Source organism: Mojavia sp. (assembly GCF_059505145.1).
Genome location: NZ_JCACKA010000047.1, coordinates 147952 through 163637 on the forward strand (window position 1 = coordinate 147952; position 15686 = coordinate 163637).

The following is a 15686-nucleotide window of genomic DNA, read 5'->3' on the forward strand; positions in this document are numbered from 1 at the left end:
GGGGACGACTTGGAGCAAGAGTTTTCATAGTTCTTTCCCCTTGTCCCCGTGTCCCCTTGTCCCCAGTCCCCAGCCCCCAGCCCCTACTCCCCTTCTACCTGGGCGCGATACTCGTCGGCACTCAAGGCATCATGAACTTCATCGGGGTCATTGACGCGAACTTTCAAGAACCACGCCTCACCGTAAGGGTCATCTGCTACTTGTTCAGGAGAATTAATCAACTCATCATTACGTTCTACAACTGTGCCAGTAACTGGCGAGTTGAGATCTTCAACGGCTTTCACTGATTCAATTGAGCCAAAGGTATCTCCCTTGGTTAGAGCATCTCCTATTTCTGGCAGTTCCAAAAATACGACATCACCCAGTTGATCTACGGCAAACTCAGTAATGCCAATAGTGGCAATTTCGCCTTCTAATCGCACGTACTCATGAGTATCCAAGTATCTCAAATCTTGAGGATATTCAAAAGACGACATGTTACTTCCCCCTCCACATGAAAAACATTATTTACCCAAAGGTAATCCAAGCTACATCTGGTAATTAACCATACTCTAGATGAGCAACTTACAACACAATTTTCCTCAAAAAATCAGCAGCTATCAGTTCATGACTAAAAAAAGGATAAAGAATGAAAATTATACTTCATCCTTTAAATAACACGATTTTTCGAGCGATAAAAAGGACGTTTTACCACAACTGTTGGATAAGCTTTGCCGCGAATTTCCACTTCTAGTTGCTGACCGACAGATGCTAGCTGTGAAGGAACATATGCTAAGGCAATGGGATAACCAAGGGTCGGGGAAAGAGTACCGCTGGTAATTTCTCCTACTACTTTACCTAAAGATAGTACTTGGTATCCATGACGAGCAATATTCCGTCCTGACATTTGCAAACCTACTAGTCGGCGCTTTGCTCCTACGGCTTTTTGCTGTTCCAAAACAGCACGGCCGATAAAATCACCTTTGGTATCTAAGTGAACTAGCCAACCCAAACCCGCTTCTAAGGGAGTAGTGCTGTCATCGATATCTTGTCCATAAAGTGCCATTGCTGCTTCTAGCCTTAAGGTATCTCTCGCACCGAGTCCGCAGGGAATGACACCAGCATCATAGAGTTGTTGCCACAATTTTACGCCCACTTCTGGGTCTACCATCACCTCAAATCCATCTTCCCCGGTGTAACCTGTGCGGGCAAGGAATCCAGGTTTTCCCAGTACCTGTGCTTGTAGATGACCGAATGCTTTTATTGGTTTTAAGTCGGCTTCTACAAAAGGTTGGAGATAGTTAACAGCTTTTGGCCCTTGTACAGCAATCAAGACTTTTTGATTTGATAAATCTTGGAATGCAACTGCATTCAGGTCAAGATGTTGTAATAACCAAGCTTTGTCTTTACCCGTAGTTGCCGCATTGACGATAATCGCTGCCTGTTGTGTACCAGTGGTGTCTTCACCTTGATAATAGACGATGATGTCATCAATAATGCCCCCTTGGGGATTTAACAATACAGTGTATTGGGCTTGACCGGATTTTAAGCGGCTTAAGTCTGAGGGCACTAAAAATTGGAGTTGAGAAATGAGGTTTTTACCTTGGAGAATAAATTTGCCCATGTGGGAAATGTCAAACATTCCTGCTGCATTTCTGACAGCCTCATGTTCGCGGCTAATGCCACTAAATTGTACAGGCATTTCCCAACCGCCGAAGCTGGTCAGGCGGGCTTTGAGTTCTACACCCAGTTGGTATAAAGGAGTTCGCGCCAAAGATTGGGCGATTTCTGTTTCTTGATTAGCCACAGGTATTTTTGCGATCGCACCTCAACATTTATATATCCTAAGGCAGGATTCTTTTTTGGTGAGAATGAGGATTGGGGGCTGGGGACTGGTGACTGGTGACTAGGGAACAAGGGAAACTTACCTAAAATACCCAATGCCCCATACCCCATACCCAATGCCTAATCCCCAATACTGTTTAATAGTTAATAGTAGAAGTGTTGAGATTTATTAAGAAGAAGTTATGAAATATTGGCAACTACTAGCTAGCTTTGTTTTAGCTATGGTTCTTTTTTTGTTTCCCCTCTCGGCGCAAGCTGCAAGTTCTTCCAGTATTACCCGTTCTGCTGGCGATGAACTCAAAGGTAAGGATTACTCTGGCCAAACTCTCATTGGTACTGAGTTTACCAATGTCAATTTAGAGAATGCAAATTTTAGCAATGCCGACTTACGCGGTGGCGTATTTAACGGTACGGTGTTGCAAGGAGTAAATCTGCATGGTGTAGATTTTAGTGAAGGTATCGCCTACTTAGCAAAATTCAAAGATGCTGATTTAAGTGATGCGGTACTGACAGATGCAATGATGTTGCGTTCTACCTTTGATAATGTTGAGATCACAGGTGCAGATTTTACAAATGCAGTTTTAGATGGCCCACAGGTAAAGAAACTCTGCACTAAGGCTAGTGGTGTAAATTCTAAAACTGGTGTGGATACTCGTGAATCTTTGGGATGTAAGTAGAACTTTATAGAAAAAATGTTAAGTTCTCAGTAAATAAAATAACTTACCCCAAATAAATAATTAGCCCCCTCTTTGGTTAACAAGAAGGGGGAATTTTTTGGAACCAAGCTGATTCTGATTTGTTAGTAATTGAAAGGAGGCTACTAGATTAATCATAAGGATCTACGCAAAGCAAGGCTTTTTGTACTCACACGTGCTGTTATTGTTACCAGTTACAACACTACAACTATTCCTTATCTTGGGATTTAACACCTGTCAGTTGCAATGTTTTTTCCATTTCTAGCCGTTGTTCGGCATTGCGAAGAAAATAGCCGTCTACCATAGCAGAACCTAAAAGCCTTCCTAGTTCATCGCGGCTGGTGGTAATCACTGACTGATATCTATCACTAGGCAAGTTACCTAACATAGCAACAATAGCACGTTGAATTAACTGCAATACCTCAGGTGAAGTAGGCTGAGAAAGTTGGGCAACCATTTCAGGATGCAAAGATTGCACATATTGCCACAAATTATTGTTGCTTATTGCTTCAGACTCAATATCATCTGGGTGGCGGTGGTAAAGATTACTCATAATAATTGCCTCAGTTCGCGCTTCATTATTAATAAATTTATCAGCATATTAATTGCAGTACAGTCAGCGAAGCCGAACCTAGAAGGAGGGGATTATTCGACTTTTACAGAGTAGTACATTCTCCCTATCACGTTTAAGGTGAAACCCGCCAAAGCTTAATTGATTTATCGCCGCTACCACTGATAAGAGTCTTGCCATCTTTGCTAAAAGCTAAAGCATAAATCCCGCCTGCATGACCATTCAGCTTATTAATTAATTTCGCTGTTTTCAAATCCCATAACTGAATTTCACGAGACAAACCGCCGGTAGCAACAGTCTTACCATCTGGACTGATCACAACTGTATCAACGCTACCAATACCAACAGTAAAGTTGTGAATTAATTTTCCTGTTTTCAAATTCCATACTTTAACGTTTTTGCCATCAGTTTCTTGAAGTGACTGATGAGTGTCATCGTAACCACCGTTAATCAAAGTTTGCCCATCAGGACTGATGGCGAGAGACACAACACCAGATGCCCTTTGATACTCATATATAGGATTTACTGGTCGAGGTGGAATCAAGGTTCGCAGTAGTTTTCCTGTGCTGAGGTTCCATGACTGAATTCTGCCATCTTCTAAACCACCACTAAACAGGGTTTTACTATCGGGACTAATAACAAGGGCTTTGGAAATTTTTCCAGGTTTTAAGTTACGAATTAATTGCCCACTCTTCAAGTTCCATAATTTAATTGTCTTGTCAAAACTGGTAGAGGCTAAAGTTTTTCCATCCGGGCTGATAGCAACCGATGTTACCTGATTTGTATGTCCAGTGAGGGTGCGGAGTAATTTTCCGGTTTTCGGGTTCCACAGTTTGATTGTCTTGTCAGAACTACTACTAGCTAATGTTTGCCCATCTGGGGTAATAGCGATAGATATCACTCTTTCTGAATGTCCCTTCAAAGTGGCGAGTAAAACTCCTGTTTTTGGGTTCCACAGCTTGATTGTGTTGTCATCACCACTACTGGCTAAAATCTGTCCATCAGCGCTGAGGGCGATGGTGCGAATTGGTGCTGTATGCCCAGATAGGGTCAGGATTACCTGACCTACTTGTTGAGTGTTAGGGGTAGGTTGAGCTGTTGCTGGTGTTAAATTAATGACATTGACAAAGGCGGATAATGTCAAGGTTGCTGCTGTGATGGCTTTCCAGGTGATGATTTGCAGTGTCATTTGTGCTTGGTAGATTAATTTGTCTAGTATATATAGCGTTTCCCACTCGTGTGGAATACAGTTTTTTGTAAGGGCACAACAATGTTGTACCTTGACTGCACGTTTTATCTACTTATAGGCTTCATCAAACTACTGGCAAAAATCGGAAAAGTAGGAAGGAAAGCAGAGGGGCAGAGAGAGGAGCAGGGGCGCAGAGGAGATGGGGTACTTAACGTTTCATAAGCCAAGGCAATGGATTGGTAATCATGTTGACTAAGCTGCCAAGAATTTGGTTATAAGTCTTATAAAGTTCTCGACCTGTCTCAACATCTAAGTAATCACATTTAACAGCAACTCTATCCATGTTTGAGTTTCTGCTGATTCTGCTGTCAGATAACTAATTATTTGTCGTCTTAACAAAATAATCTCGCCTAAGAATTAAAGGCTGTAATCCCTTATATACATGGATTACAGCCTTTTTGACTGGCATTTAACACTCGGATTATTTCCATTAATTAAATGTCGCTTCTTTAAAAAATAACATTTTAACTGTTGTTTTTTAAAAATTTCCCATTCCAAAATTTGTTCTTTTAGATAACAAAATAACTATCACTTTTTAGAAGCAAGCCATTTGTCAAAAATTAAATGTCGCTTTTTGGAACAAAGCAGTATTATATTTATTGAGCAATAGTAAATAATTACTATTTAATACATGGTTTTACTGAAGCCTCGTTCTCTCTAGTTGTAAGATCAGCGCTCGTGTGGCTTTAGCGTTCAGCTTGCCCACTTCGTAGCTTTACAGCAGGTTAGATAATATCACATAGCCGGCTTAGGGTGTGAACTTTGCTTTTTGTCAGAAGTAGCTTCAAGTATTTCCAAATCAAAGATTTCAAGGATTCCAAGCGGTGGAGTTTCTTTATGAGTGAAACGCTAAACTCCGATGAGGTTAATGCATCTTTAGCTTTTGGCAGATCGAATGATGTTGATGAAATTTTGGAGAGTGAGGAGACAACAGCGACATTAATTTGTTAATGATGACATTAATCAGTTAACGACGACAAATAAAGTGTTAATCGACAACAAAACCAATCGGGATGACTGGATTCGAACCAGCGGCCCCTTCGTCCCGAACGAAGTGCGCTACCAAGCTGCGCTACATCCCGTCATAAAAACGCGACTATGAACCCAAGATATCACAACCAGCGATAAATAACAAAATTACATCTATATATAATAGATTACATTTCTCAGGGCTTTGGTTGCTACGATTAGATTTGTATAACTTAAGTAAGAAAAACGGATTGTGGCTGTTAAACCAGACTGGTTGCGGGTAAAAGCGCCTCAATGGGAGCGCGTCGGTAATGTTAAAGAAATTTTGCGAGATTTAGCGCTCAATACGGTTTGTGAGGAAGCGTCCTGTCCGAATATTGGTGAGTGCTTCCAAGCTGGTACTGCTACCTTTTTGATTATGGGGCCAGCTTGTACACGCGCCTGCCCCTACTGCGATATAGATTTTGAAAAAAAGCCTAAACCCCTAGACCCTACTGAACCAGCAAGGTTAGCAGAAGCTGTTCGCCGCATGAAACTCAATCATGTGGTAATTACTTCTGTAAATCGAGACGACTTACCTGATGGTGGCGCGTCTCAGTTTGTGGAGTGTATTACAGCAATTCGCACTGTCTCGCCCCATACTACAATTGAAGTGCTAATTCCTGATCTGTGCGGCAATTGGAATGCTCTGGAGATCATTACCAACGCTGCACCAGAAGTGCTAAATCACAATACAGAAACTGTTCCACGCTTGTATCGCCGTGTGCGTCCCCAAGGTAATTATGAGCGCACAATGGAATTACTTTTGCGATCGCGCCAAATTGCTCCTTGGATATACACCAAATCCGGTATCATGGTTGGACTTGGTGAAACCGATCAAGAAATCCGTCAAGTCATGCAAGACTTGCGAGCAGTAGATTGCGATATTTTGACAATTGGGCAATATCTTCAACCCAGTCAAAAACATTTGAAAGTAGATAATTTTATTCACCCAGAACAATTTGCCGCTTGGAAAGCATTCGCCGAAGAATTGGGATTCCTGCAAGTTGTTTCCTCACCCTTGACAAGAAGCTCATATCATGCAGAACAAGTCAGAGAATTAATGGAACATTACCCCCGCAGTCGAGGTTAGGAAGACAAGGGAGAATAATGACCAAAAACCAATGGCTAATCCACAATCCATAATCCACAATCCACAAACCGTAGCCATTTTGGGCAGGGGTGCTTGGGGTACATCTCTGGCAAATCTGGCAGCAGTTAACGGTCATAGGGTGCGCGTGTGGTCGCGTCAGGGGCCAGAAACTCTCAAAGAGGTGCTACAAGATGCCCAAATTATCTTGTCTGCCATCTCAATGAAAGGTGTGAGAGATGTTGCTACTCAAGTACAGTCTTTCTCCCTTTCTCCAGAAACAATTTTTGTGACGGCAACAAAAGGTTTAGAGCCAGAAACTACCTGCACGCCGTCACAAATTTGGCAAATAGCATTTCCTAACCATGGAGTAGTTGTCTTATCTGGGCCTAATTTATCTCAAGAAATTCAACAGTCATTGCCAGCCGCAACGGTAGTAGCCAGTAGCATCACCACTGCTGCTGAAGTAGTGCAGCTGGTGTTTTCTTCTACTCGATTTCGGGTATATACCAATCCCGATCCTGTGGGAGTGGAACTGGGAGGAACGCTGAAGAATGTCATTGCGATCGCAGCCGGTGTTTGTGATGGTTTACATCTAGGAACGAATGCCAAAGCCGCTTTAGTTACCCGCGGGCTGACAGAAATAATTCGCATTGGTAGCTTTTGGGGTGCGAAGACAGAAACATTTTATGGTTTATCAGGTTTAGGGGATTTGCTAGCAACCTGCAATAGCCCTTTAAGCCGAAATTATCAAGTTGGTTACCAACTAGCTGCTGGCAAAACACTTTTAGAAATTCTGGCGAATTTACAAGGAACTGCTGAAGGAGTCAATACTTGTCAGGTTTTGGTGCAACGAGCCAGGCTGCAAAATATTCCTGTGCCAATTACCGAGCAAGTTTACCGCTTACTTCAAGGCGAACTCACACCTCAACAAGCCCTTGATGAACTGATGCTGCGAGACATCAAGCCAGAATACAACTATTGAAATAATCACTACTTTGCGGATGGAGATTGGAAACAGATGGCTGAATTCTTTCCAATCTCCACATTTTTTGAAATTTAAGTACTAATTCAGGACTTACGCACTCAGATCCCCCAACCCCCTTAAAAAGGGGAGCCACCGCGCCCTTGCGGGTTCCCCGACTCCCTCAGTGGCGTAGCTTTAGACTTTCCCCCTTTTGAAGGGGGGCTAGGGGGGATCAAGTTTTCAGGCTTCAGTGCGTAAGTCCTATAATTTTGGGAATCTTAAACCGCAATTGCTTAGTATTTGCACTTAAGCATTACTACTAACGTACTGCCGATGACAATTACTTATACCTCTTACCAAATATTCCTTAGAGGGAAATTAGTAAATTGTCAGGATACTACCTTTATAGCCATGTAGATATGACTATGCTGATTACGAACATGGTTTTCACCGAAATATGTTTATAGAATGTTACTTTTATAACTGCCAAAAGCTATCGAAATTGAAATGTTAATGAGGTAGTTGATAACCTAAAAGCTAGCTGTAGAGATGAATAGCTATTGGTTCAGTCAGAGAACTACAGCAGCAAGCTATTTCGGTAGTTATGTTTAAAAAATAACTATTACAGCTTTTTTTCCTTTTTTTCAAAAAAAACTGTAATCAAATCTTAAACCGTGTTAGTTCATCTTGAATCACGGGAACAATAGCAATAGTTAAATAGCTGACCTTAATCTTAGCTGACCGTAATCTATTGTTACCTGGAGCCATTGAGACGATCTTTATGCCAGCAACATCTTTTTACGCAGATGCCCCTTACAACGCCCAAAAACCCCACCAGGCATTAGACCGAGATCTTACGGTTGACGATAGTGACTTGGCTGTAGATGATCTACAGGATTTGGAATTGACTGCTGTTGACCCTGCTCATTTTGCTGCTAACACCAACCGTCGCAGTACAGACCTAGTACGTTTGTATCTTCAAGAAATTGGTCGGGTTCGATTGTTAGGGCGGGATGAAGAAGTTTCAGAAGCTCAAAAAGTCCAGCGTTACTTGCGGATGCGGATAGTTCTTGCTAACGCCGCCAAGCATGGGGATGCAGTAATTTCGCCTTATTTGCGGTTAATTGAAGTTCAGGAGCGTCTGGCCTCCGAACTGGGACACCGACCATCTTTGGAAAGATGGGCTGCTACTGCTGGTGTCAACGTGTCAGACCTGAAGCCAATTTTGGGAGATGGCAAGCGTCGCTGGGCAGAAATTGCCAAGATGACGGTAGAAGAACTGGAGCAAATTCAGTCCCAAGGACTCCAAGCGAAAGAACACATGATTAAGGCGAATCTTCGCTTAGTGGTGTCTGTTGCTAAGAAGTATCAAAATCGTGGTTTAGAATTGTTGGATTTAGTCCAAGAAGGCACGCTAGGCTTAGAGCGAGCTGTAGAAAAATTTGACCCCACCAAGGGTTATCGCTTTAGTACTTATGCTTACTGGTGGATTCGTCAGGGAATTACAAGAGCGATCGCAACTTCTAGCCGCACAATTCGCCTCCCTGTTCACATCACGGAAAAGCTGAACAAAATTAAAAAAGCCCAACGTAAAATAGCTCAAGAAAAAGGCCGCACCCCCACCTTAGAAGATTTGGCAGTTGAGCTAGAAATGACACCTACTCAGGTACGGGAAGTTTTATTACGTGTGCCACGTTCCGTTTCTTTAGAAACAAAAGTAGGAAAAGATAAAGATACAGAGCTAGGGGAATTACTGGAAACCGACAGTGTAACCCCAGAAGAAATGTTAATGCGAGAATCTTTGCAAAGAGACTTGCAACATTTGTTGGCTGATTTAACTAGCCGCGAGCGTGATGTAATTTTGATGCGGTTCGGTTTAGCAGATGGCCATCCTTACTCCTTAGCGGAAATTGGACGTGCTCTCGATTTATCTAGAGAACGTGTACGACAAATTGAATCTAAGGCTTTACAAAAACTACGCCAACCTAAGCGCCGTAACCTAATCCGCGATTACTTGGAGTCTCTTAGTTAATCAATAGTCAGCGGTCAATGGTCAATAGCGAACTGAACAATATCCAAACTATGGATTGTTGACTCTGGACTATTTATTAAGTAGCAGACGAGTACTCCTACACAAAATTTAGAATTCAAAATTAAAAAAGCCTATCTAAAAAGCTTTTCAATGATTTTGAATAGTTACTCTATCGACACTGTGTTTTACTGACTTGATCCCCGTTGCCAAAATTTTTCTAGTTATGGCAAATTATTATCACTTAAGCGAGATTGAGTTTTGTTAACTCTGTTCTGAGGATATGTTTCTGGCGGGGATCACCTATTATTTTTCAGCCCATCAAGATTTGATTAAATATTCTTCAATCTTTAGCAAACTTTCTCAATAAGTGATAGTTGTTGCAAATTCCTTGGAATATTTGTTATATTCTCAATTATTAGGCTTTGTTGAGAAAAACTAGTATGACTGTCTACACAACTACTTCACTCAAAGCAGAGCTAAACGACCGAGGTTGGCGTTTAACTCCCCAAAGAGAAACAATTCTACACATTTTTCAAGAACTTCCGCAAGGTGAACACCTCAGTGCAGAGGATCTTTACCATCGCCTAGAAACTGATGGGGAAGGAATAAGTCTGTCAACTATCTATCGAACTTTGAAGTTGATGGCTAGAATGGGAATTTTGCGGGAACTAGAATTGGGGGAAGGGCATAAACATTACGAACTTAACCAGCCCTACCCCCATCACCACCATCACCTGATCTGTGTCAGATGCAACAATACAATTGAGTTTAAAAACGACTCAATTTTAAAAATTGGTGCTAAAACTGCCCAAAAAGAAGGTTTTCATCTCCTTGACTGTCAGTTGACAATCCATGCAGTCTGTCCCAAGTGCCAAAGGGCACTTATGCCACTGTAGTACCTGAATGGGATAACAAGGCGGAGTCTCAAATTAACCAATAAGTGAAATTTTGAGCAATTTTTCATTCGCTGTTATCGGAGGTAAGCAACCAGTTGGGGAATCATACTCAAAGACCTAAGCGGATGCTAAAAGCGTCCGCTTCTTACGTCTTTAAGACTGATACCGTAAAATTCTTGGGCTTGCTTAATTGCTTTTCTAGTGTCCTCTGCCATTACGCCGTTCAGTTGACCTTTGTAAAAGCCTTTCTCTTGTAGTCGTCTTTGGATTTCCAAAACACTGAACTCGCTCTTGGAAGTAGGATTAACTAAGCTATATAACTTAGCTCGAGTAGTTGGGCCAGCAACACCACTTGACGCTAAATAATTAGCAGCCTGAAATCGCCGTACAGCATCTGCGGTATATGGGCCAAAGTAGCCATTTGGTTCTCCCTGTAAATATCCTGCCTTGATCAACTGCTCTTGCAAAATACGAACCGCTTCACCGCGATCGCCTCGGCGGAGTTTGTCTCTTTCCACAACTGGTTTAGGAGCATCTTCTCCACTACCAACTCCAACTGGTGGCAATTTACCTAGTGTCACAGGGCCAACAATACCATCAGGCGCTAATTTGTAAGCTGTTTGGAATCGTTTGACAGCTTCTTCTGTAATTGGGCCAAATATCCCTGTTGCATTACCGTAATAAAAGCCAGCAACTCGCAACCTTTCTTGCAAAACTCTGACTTCTTCGCCTTCATCACCTCTGCTAATAAAATTAGAATTGTTTCGCTTGTTAGTTACTGAAGTCGGTACACTAGTTCTTCTAGCTGATGTACTCGTAGCAATAATTTTTCTAGCTGGTGTACTTACAGCATTAGTCTTTCTTGCTGATGTACTCGCAGCATTAGTTCTAGTGGCTGAGTTACTTACAGTAATTGGTTCTTTCACCTGTGTACTTGTATTGAAGGCCGTTGTGGTAAAAGCAGTTGTACTAGCAGATGCGGTACGCCAATTATCTAATTTTTGGATAGTTGTAGCTCCGACAATGCCATCCACTGGTAAACCTGCTGCTTGTTGGAAGCGGCGGACAGCATCTTCTGTGGGAAAATCATATATCTGTGTAATGGGAGCTTGGTAATAGCCTATTTTTTTCAGTTGTTGTTGTAGATTCCTGACAGATGGGCCTTGATCGCCTCGTTCCAATGCCATGACGCTACTGACTGCACTCAGAATAGACAGCATGAGGGCAAGAGGTAGCATATACTTCCAAGCCCTGCTAGAAAGTCTTTTCCAGTCAGGTGTTGCTGTTTTGTTTAACAAATAGCTTAAAGAAACCAATTCGCTGGGTTGGTTATCTTCGTATGCAAAAGCTAGGTGCAAATACGCGAGGTTGTCCATATTCGTTGCCTACACCACTTATTGTTCTTCGATTACTGCTTCAGCTTGATGTACTAAGTTTCTTAAAGTTTCCAATACCCTTATATTTACATCCTGCCATAAACCGCGCTTGTGTGCCTCTAGTAATCTTTCAGCAATATCACGTAACGCCCATGGATTTTTTTCTTGAATAAATTCAGAAACCCCAGGATCAAGTAAATAAGATTGTACAATTCCCTGATACATATAATCTTCAACACATTGAGTTGTAACATCATAAGCGAATAAAAAATCTACCGTCGTCGCCATTTCAAATGCTCCTTTGTAACCGTGGCGCATGGCTCCCGCAATCCATTTCGGATTTACAACACGAGAACGATATACCCGTGCGATTTCTTCTCTGAGTTGGCGCACACGTGGTTGAGCAGGAATAGAATTATCACCAAAATAAGTTTGGGGATTCTTTCCTTGAAGAGAACGCACTGCGGCTGTTAAACCACCTTGAAATTGGTAATAGTCATCAGAATCGAGCAAGTCGTGTTCGCGGTTGTCTTGGTTGTGCAGCACAACTTGTGTCTGCACTAAGCGTTGCTCAAAGGCTTCAGGCGCAGCAATTCCCACTAAACCGCCTTGGTCTTGGGAAGAACTAGCCTTAGTGTAGGCGTAACAACTCCAGTTTATATAAGCACGAGCTAAATCTTCGTCATTTGTCCAATTTTGTGACTCAATTAAGCCTTGGAGTCCAGCACCGTAAGCACCTGGTTTAGAACCAAAGATGCGGTAACGCGATCGCACCAGCGCCTCCTCGGAAGCTAAACCTTGTGCAGTCCAAAAATCAGTATCTTGGTAGACTTGCGCTGCTAGCGGGTTTTGCTCTGGCGGTTCATCCAAAGCCGCTACTGCTTGTACCGCTGCATCGAATAAATCTATTAAGTTGGGGAAAGCATCCCGAAAGAATCCAGAAATCCGCAAAGTTACATCGACGCGGGGCCGTCCCAAAATTGAAAGTGGCAAAATTTCAAAATCTACTACACGCCGTGCTGCACCATCCCACACAGGTTGCACGCCCAATAATGCCAACGCTTCGGCGATATCATCACCTCCAGTTCGCATGGTAGCTGTTCCCCATACTGATAATGCTAGGGTTTTTGGATACTCACCATTTTCCTGTGTATAACATTCAATTAAGTTTTCTGCGGCTTTCCTGCCAATATCCCAAGCTGTTTCTGTAGGTAGGGCACGAATATCAACTGAGTAAAAGTTTCTACCTGTAGGTAAGACTTCCGGTCGTCCGCGGGTGGGTGCGCCAGATGGGGCACTCTGGATATACCTACCATCGAGTCCGCGTAACAGATTAGTGATTTCTAGGTGGGTTTGTTGTAATGCTGGCACGAGTTTCGTACTGATCCAATGGAGAACCTTAAGGACTGGGGACTGGGCACTAGGGACTAGGGAGGAGGTTATTAGTTCTTCGACTAGTAAGGCTGCGTGTTCTTCTAGGGCTTCAACAACATCGCCGATAGTGTGACACGATATCTGAGTTTTATCAGCAACAAGCTTGCGCTCGAAGGCTGATAGTTGAGTGCTGAAATCTGCTGTTAGGGGATCGAAATCAAGACCCCACTCTTGAGCTAAGGCACGGGTAATACCTAACGAATGTCGATTGGGTATCCGGGCGATCGCTACTATCAAATCTCGCAACTGTCTGCCTTGAGGACATTGGCCAAAAATGTGCAATCCATCTCGGATTTGGGCTTCTTTTAATTCACAAAGATAGCCATTTATAGAATTCAAAATTAACAATTCAAAATTTATAATATCTTGTTCATTGTTAATTCCTAAATCTAGATGTAAATTTTCTTGAATAATTAGCTCGCGTATGCGATCGCGGATCATCGGCAACCGCACTGGATCTAAACTTTCAGCCTCATAATACTCATCAATTAAATTCTCTAACTGTTGCAAAGAACCATAAAGTTCTGCACGAGTCATTGGGGGCGTCAAGTGGTCGATAATCACTGCTTGAGTACGGCGTTTAGCTTGTGAACCCTCACCAGGATCGTTAACAATAAACGGGTAAAGGTGAGGAAGTGGGCCTAAAGCAACTTCTGGATAACAATTACTAGATAAAGCCAGACTTTTACCGGGTAACCATTCTAAATTGCCATGTTTCCCGACATGAACAACAGCATCCGCACCAAAACATTCTCTAACCCAATAATAAAAAGCTAAATAAGCATGAGTTGGCTCTAAATCAGGAGCATGATAATTCAAACTAGGGTCAATATCATAGCCGCGTGCTGGCTGAATTCCCACAAAAATGTTACCAAGTTGAATACCGGGAATCGGGATTGGGCATTGGGTATTGGGGAAGTTTTTCTCCCCTGCTCTCCGAAGTTGCTCCACTTGGGGAGCCACCCCCGTGGGCGGGTTCCCCGACTTGAGGGGAGTGGCGTGAAACCCCTGCGTACCCGTCACTCTCTCCTGCTCCCTGCTCCCCTGCTCAAAATTTCCCCACCGTTCACAAATAGCTTGCTGTACAACTTGTGGCAAAGCAGCGAAATAATCTTGATATTCTGCCAAAGAAAGACTTTGCTTGACTGGTCGCCAATCCCTACCTTCTGGATCATTAGTTACACCAGCAGTAAGAAGTTGAATTAACTCATCACTATTGGCGGGTAAATTGTCTAGTTGATAGCCAGCCAACTGTAAAGCTTGGAGAATTTCCACGCAACTAGCTGGTGTATCTAATCCCACACCATTAGCGAGGCGTCCATCACGGTTAGGGTAGTTTGCCACAATCAAAGCAATTTTCCGTTCTTGGGGAGGCTTACAACTCAGGCGCACCCAATTAGCTGCTAGTTGAGATACAAATTCAATGCGATCGCTTACAGGCTCATAAACTACCACATCTGTTTCTAAATCCGAATTTCGACTTTGCACTGTCTTAAAAGACACAGCGCGACTAATAATCCGCCCATCTACCTCTGGTAGCGCCACATTCATCGCTATATCGCGGGGAGAAAGCCCCGACAGTTGTGACTCCCATTGCTCAATCGGCCCGCCACTGAGAATCACCTGTAAGACTGGCACATCCAATTTTTCCCACAGCTTGATTTCGGGTGTTTCTGTTTCCAACCGCGCCAGAGAAAAACTTGTTGTGTTGAGCAGTAGTGCGATTGGTTCGGATTCTTTGGGCTGAAACAATTCGCTCAACTCAGCTTGGACATCAGGTTCGCGCAATGAAGTCACAAACACTGGCACAGGTTGTAAATTTTTCTGTGCCAAAGCTTCACATAAAGTATCAATTACCTTAGTATTTCCTGCTAGATAATGGGCGCGGTAAAATAAAATACCGACTTTGGGCATGGGGCATTGAGGAAGTTCTTTCCTAGTCCCCCGTACCCACTCATACAAACCGACACGGGGAATTAATTGGGGTGGTGGAGGATTAAATGTAGTTGATAGGCAAGTATCAGCAATCAACTTGAGTGCGTTAACAACATTCTCTACACCACCTTGGCTAAAGTATTGCCATACTTGGTTAACAATATCCAAAGGCACGGTAGACTGGGAAATTAAGTCGGGATCAAAAGCATCGTCCCCTGGCATTACAATGAGGGTTATACCATTACGTTGAACAATTTCCTGTAAAACTTCTAAACCGTAAGCCCAATAGGAACGTCCCCCTAACAGGCGCAAAATAACTACCTCGGCAAGTTCTAATACTTGCTCTCCATAAGTATCTATACTTAGTTGTTGCTGTAACTGTAACAAGTTGGCAACTCTTAATGCAGGGAATGTAGCGGGTAATTTAGGTACGGCAGCCGCTAGGGTTTGAATGTCGGTATCAGCAGCCGTAATAAATACAAACGGAGCTGGAGTTTGTTCTAAAAAAATCAAACCTTCTGACTGATTCCATCCTCCGGATGTGGCGCTTACACGATGCATAATTCTGTATTACCGTCTTAAACTGTTGATTAGAACACAATAAAAACC

Annotated in this window: 11 protein-coding genes, 1 tRNA gene and 1 pseudogene; 5 read left to right on the top strand and 8 right to left on the bottom strand. The window is 42.8% G+C overall.

Going from position 1 to position 15686, the window contains the following annotated elements:
* Positions 1 to 83 precede the first annotated feature (83 nt).
* Together gcvH and gcvT are read right to left on the bottom strand one after the other, a co-directional pair.
* Positions 84 to 476, bottom strand: a complete 393-nt coding sequence (gcvH, locus tag AC5JL8_RS07870) for a glycine cleavage system protein GcvH (protein ID WP_495879221.1) — start codon at positions 474 to 476, stop codon at positions 84 to 86.
* Between the two features lie 173 nt (positions 477 to 649).
* The gene (gene gcvT, locus AC5JL8_RS07875) at positions 650 to 1786 is read right to left on the bottom strand and encodes a glycine cleavage system aminomethyltransferase GcvT (RefSeq protein WP_495879222.1); all 1137 of its coding nucleotides are present in this window, start codon (positions 1784 to 1786) and stop codon (positions 650 to 652) included.
* A gap of 220 nt (positions 1787 to 2006) precedes the next feature.
* Here gcvT and AC5JL8_RS07880 point away from each other — a divergent pair, with 220 nt between their 5' ends.
* Complete coding sequence (locus tag AC5JL8_RS07880) at positions 2007 to 2501, top strand: pentapeptide repeat-containing protein (protein WP_495879223.1); 495 nt, start codon at positions 2007 to 2009, stop codon at positions 2499 to 2501.
* A 226-nt stretch (positions 2502 to 2727) separates the two neighbouring features.
* Here AC5JL8_RS07880 and AC5JL8_RS07885 read toward each other — a convergent pair whose 3' ends face one another.
* From AC5JL8_RS07885 to AC5JL8_RS07900, 4 genes and pseudogenes are all read right to left on the bottom strand, one after another.
* Positions 2728 to 3072 (bottom strand): DUF760 domain-containing protein, encoded by a 345-nt coding sequence (locus tag AC5JL8_RS07885; protein WP_495879224.1) that lies wholly within the window; start codon positions 3070 to 3072, stop codon positions 2728 to 2730.
* A 133-nt stretch (positions 3073 to 3205) separates the two neighbouring features.
* Positions 3206 to 4279 carry a WD40 repeat domain-containing protein gene (locus tag AC5JL8_RS07890; RefSeq protein WP_495879225.1) on the bottom strand — a complete coding sequence of 358 codons (1074 nt, stop codon included), beginning with the start codon at positions 4277 to 4279 and terminating at the stop codon, positions 3206 to 3208.
* Between the two features lie 208 nt (positions 4280 to 4487).
* Positions 4488 to 4645: pseudogene (locus AC5JL8_RS07895) on the bottom strand (four helix bundle protein); the annotation flags it as partial.
* Positions 4646 to 5347: 702 nt separating this feature from the next.
* Positions 5348 to 5421, bottom strand: a tRNA-Pro gene (locus AC5JL8_RS07900).
* 140 nt (positions 5422 to 5561) lie between these two features.
* Here AC5JL8_RS07900 and lipA point away from each other — a divergent pair.
* The 4 genes from lipA to AC5JL8_RS07920 all read left to right on the top strand — a co-directional run bounded on the left by lipA (position 5562) and on the right by AC5JL8_RS07920 (position 10332).
* Positions 5562 to 6440 (top strand): lipoyl synthase, encoded by an 879-nt coding sequence (lipA, locus tag AC5JL8_RS07905; protein WP_495879226.1) that lies wholly within the window; start codon positions 5562 to 5564, stop codon positions 6438 to 6440.
* 31 nt (positions 6441 to 6471) lie between these two features.
* Positions 6472 to 7422: an NAD(P)H-dependent glycerol-3-phosphate dehydrogenase gene (locus tag AC5JL8_RS07910; protein ID WP_495879227.1), complete on the top strand. Its 951-nt coding sequence runs from the start codon at positions 6472 to 6474 to the stop codon at positions 7420 to 7422.
* Positions 7423 to 8185: 763 nt separating this feature from the next.
* The gene (sigC, locus tag AC5JL8_RS07915) at positions 8186 to 9436 is read left to right on the top strand and encodes an RNA polymerase sigma factor SigC (RefSeq protein ID WP_495879228.1); all 1251 of its coding nucleotides are present in this window, start codon (positions 8186 to 8188) and stop codon (positions 9434 to 9436) included.
* A gap of 440 nt (positions 9437 to 9876) precedes the next feature.
* Positions 9877 to 10332, top strand: a complete 456-nt coding sequence (locus AC5JL8_RS07920; RefSeq protein ID WP_495879229.1) for a Fur family transcriptional regulator — start codon at positions 9877 to 9879, stop codon at positions 10330 to 10332.
* A 128-nt stretch (positions 10333 to 10460) separates the two neighbouring features.
* Here the strand turns inward: AC5JL8_RS07920 and AC5JL8_RS07925 are convergent, their stop codons facing one another.
* Entirely contained in the window at positions 10461 to 11708 is a 1248-nt protein-coding gene (locus AC5JL8_RS07925; protein ID WP_495879230.1) for a peptidoglycan-binding domain-containing protein, read from the bottom strand.
* Between the two features lie 18 nt (positions 11709 to 11726).
* The gene (gene cobN, locus AC5JL8_RS07930) at positions 11727 to 15638 is read right to left on the bottom strand and encodes a cobaltochelatase subunit CobN (protein ID WP_495879231.1); all 3912 of its coding nucleotides are present in this window, start codon (positions 15636 to 15638) and stop codon (positions 11727 to 11729) included.
* Positions 15639 to 15686: the final 48 nt, after the last annotated feature.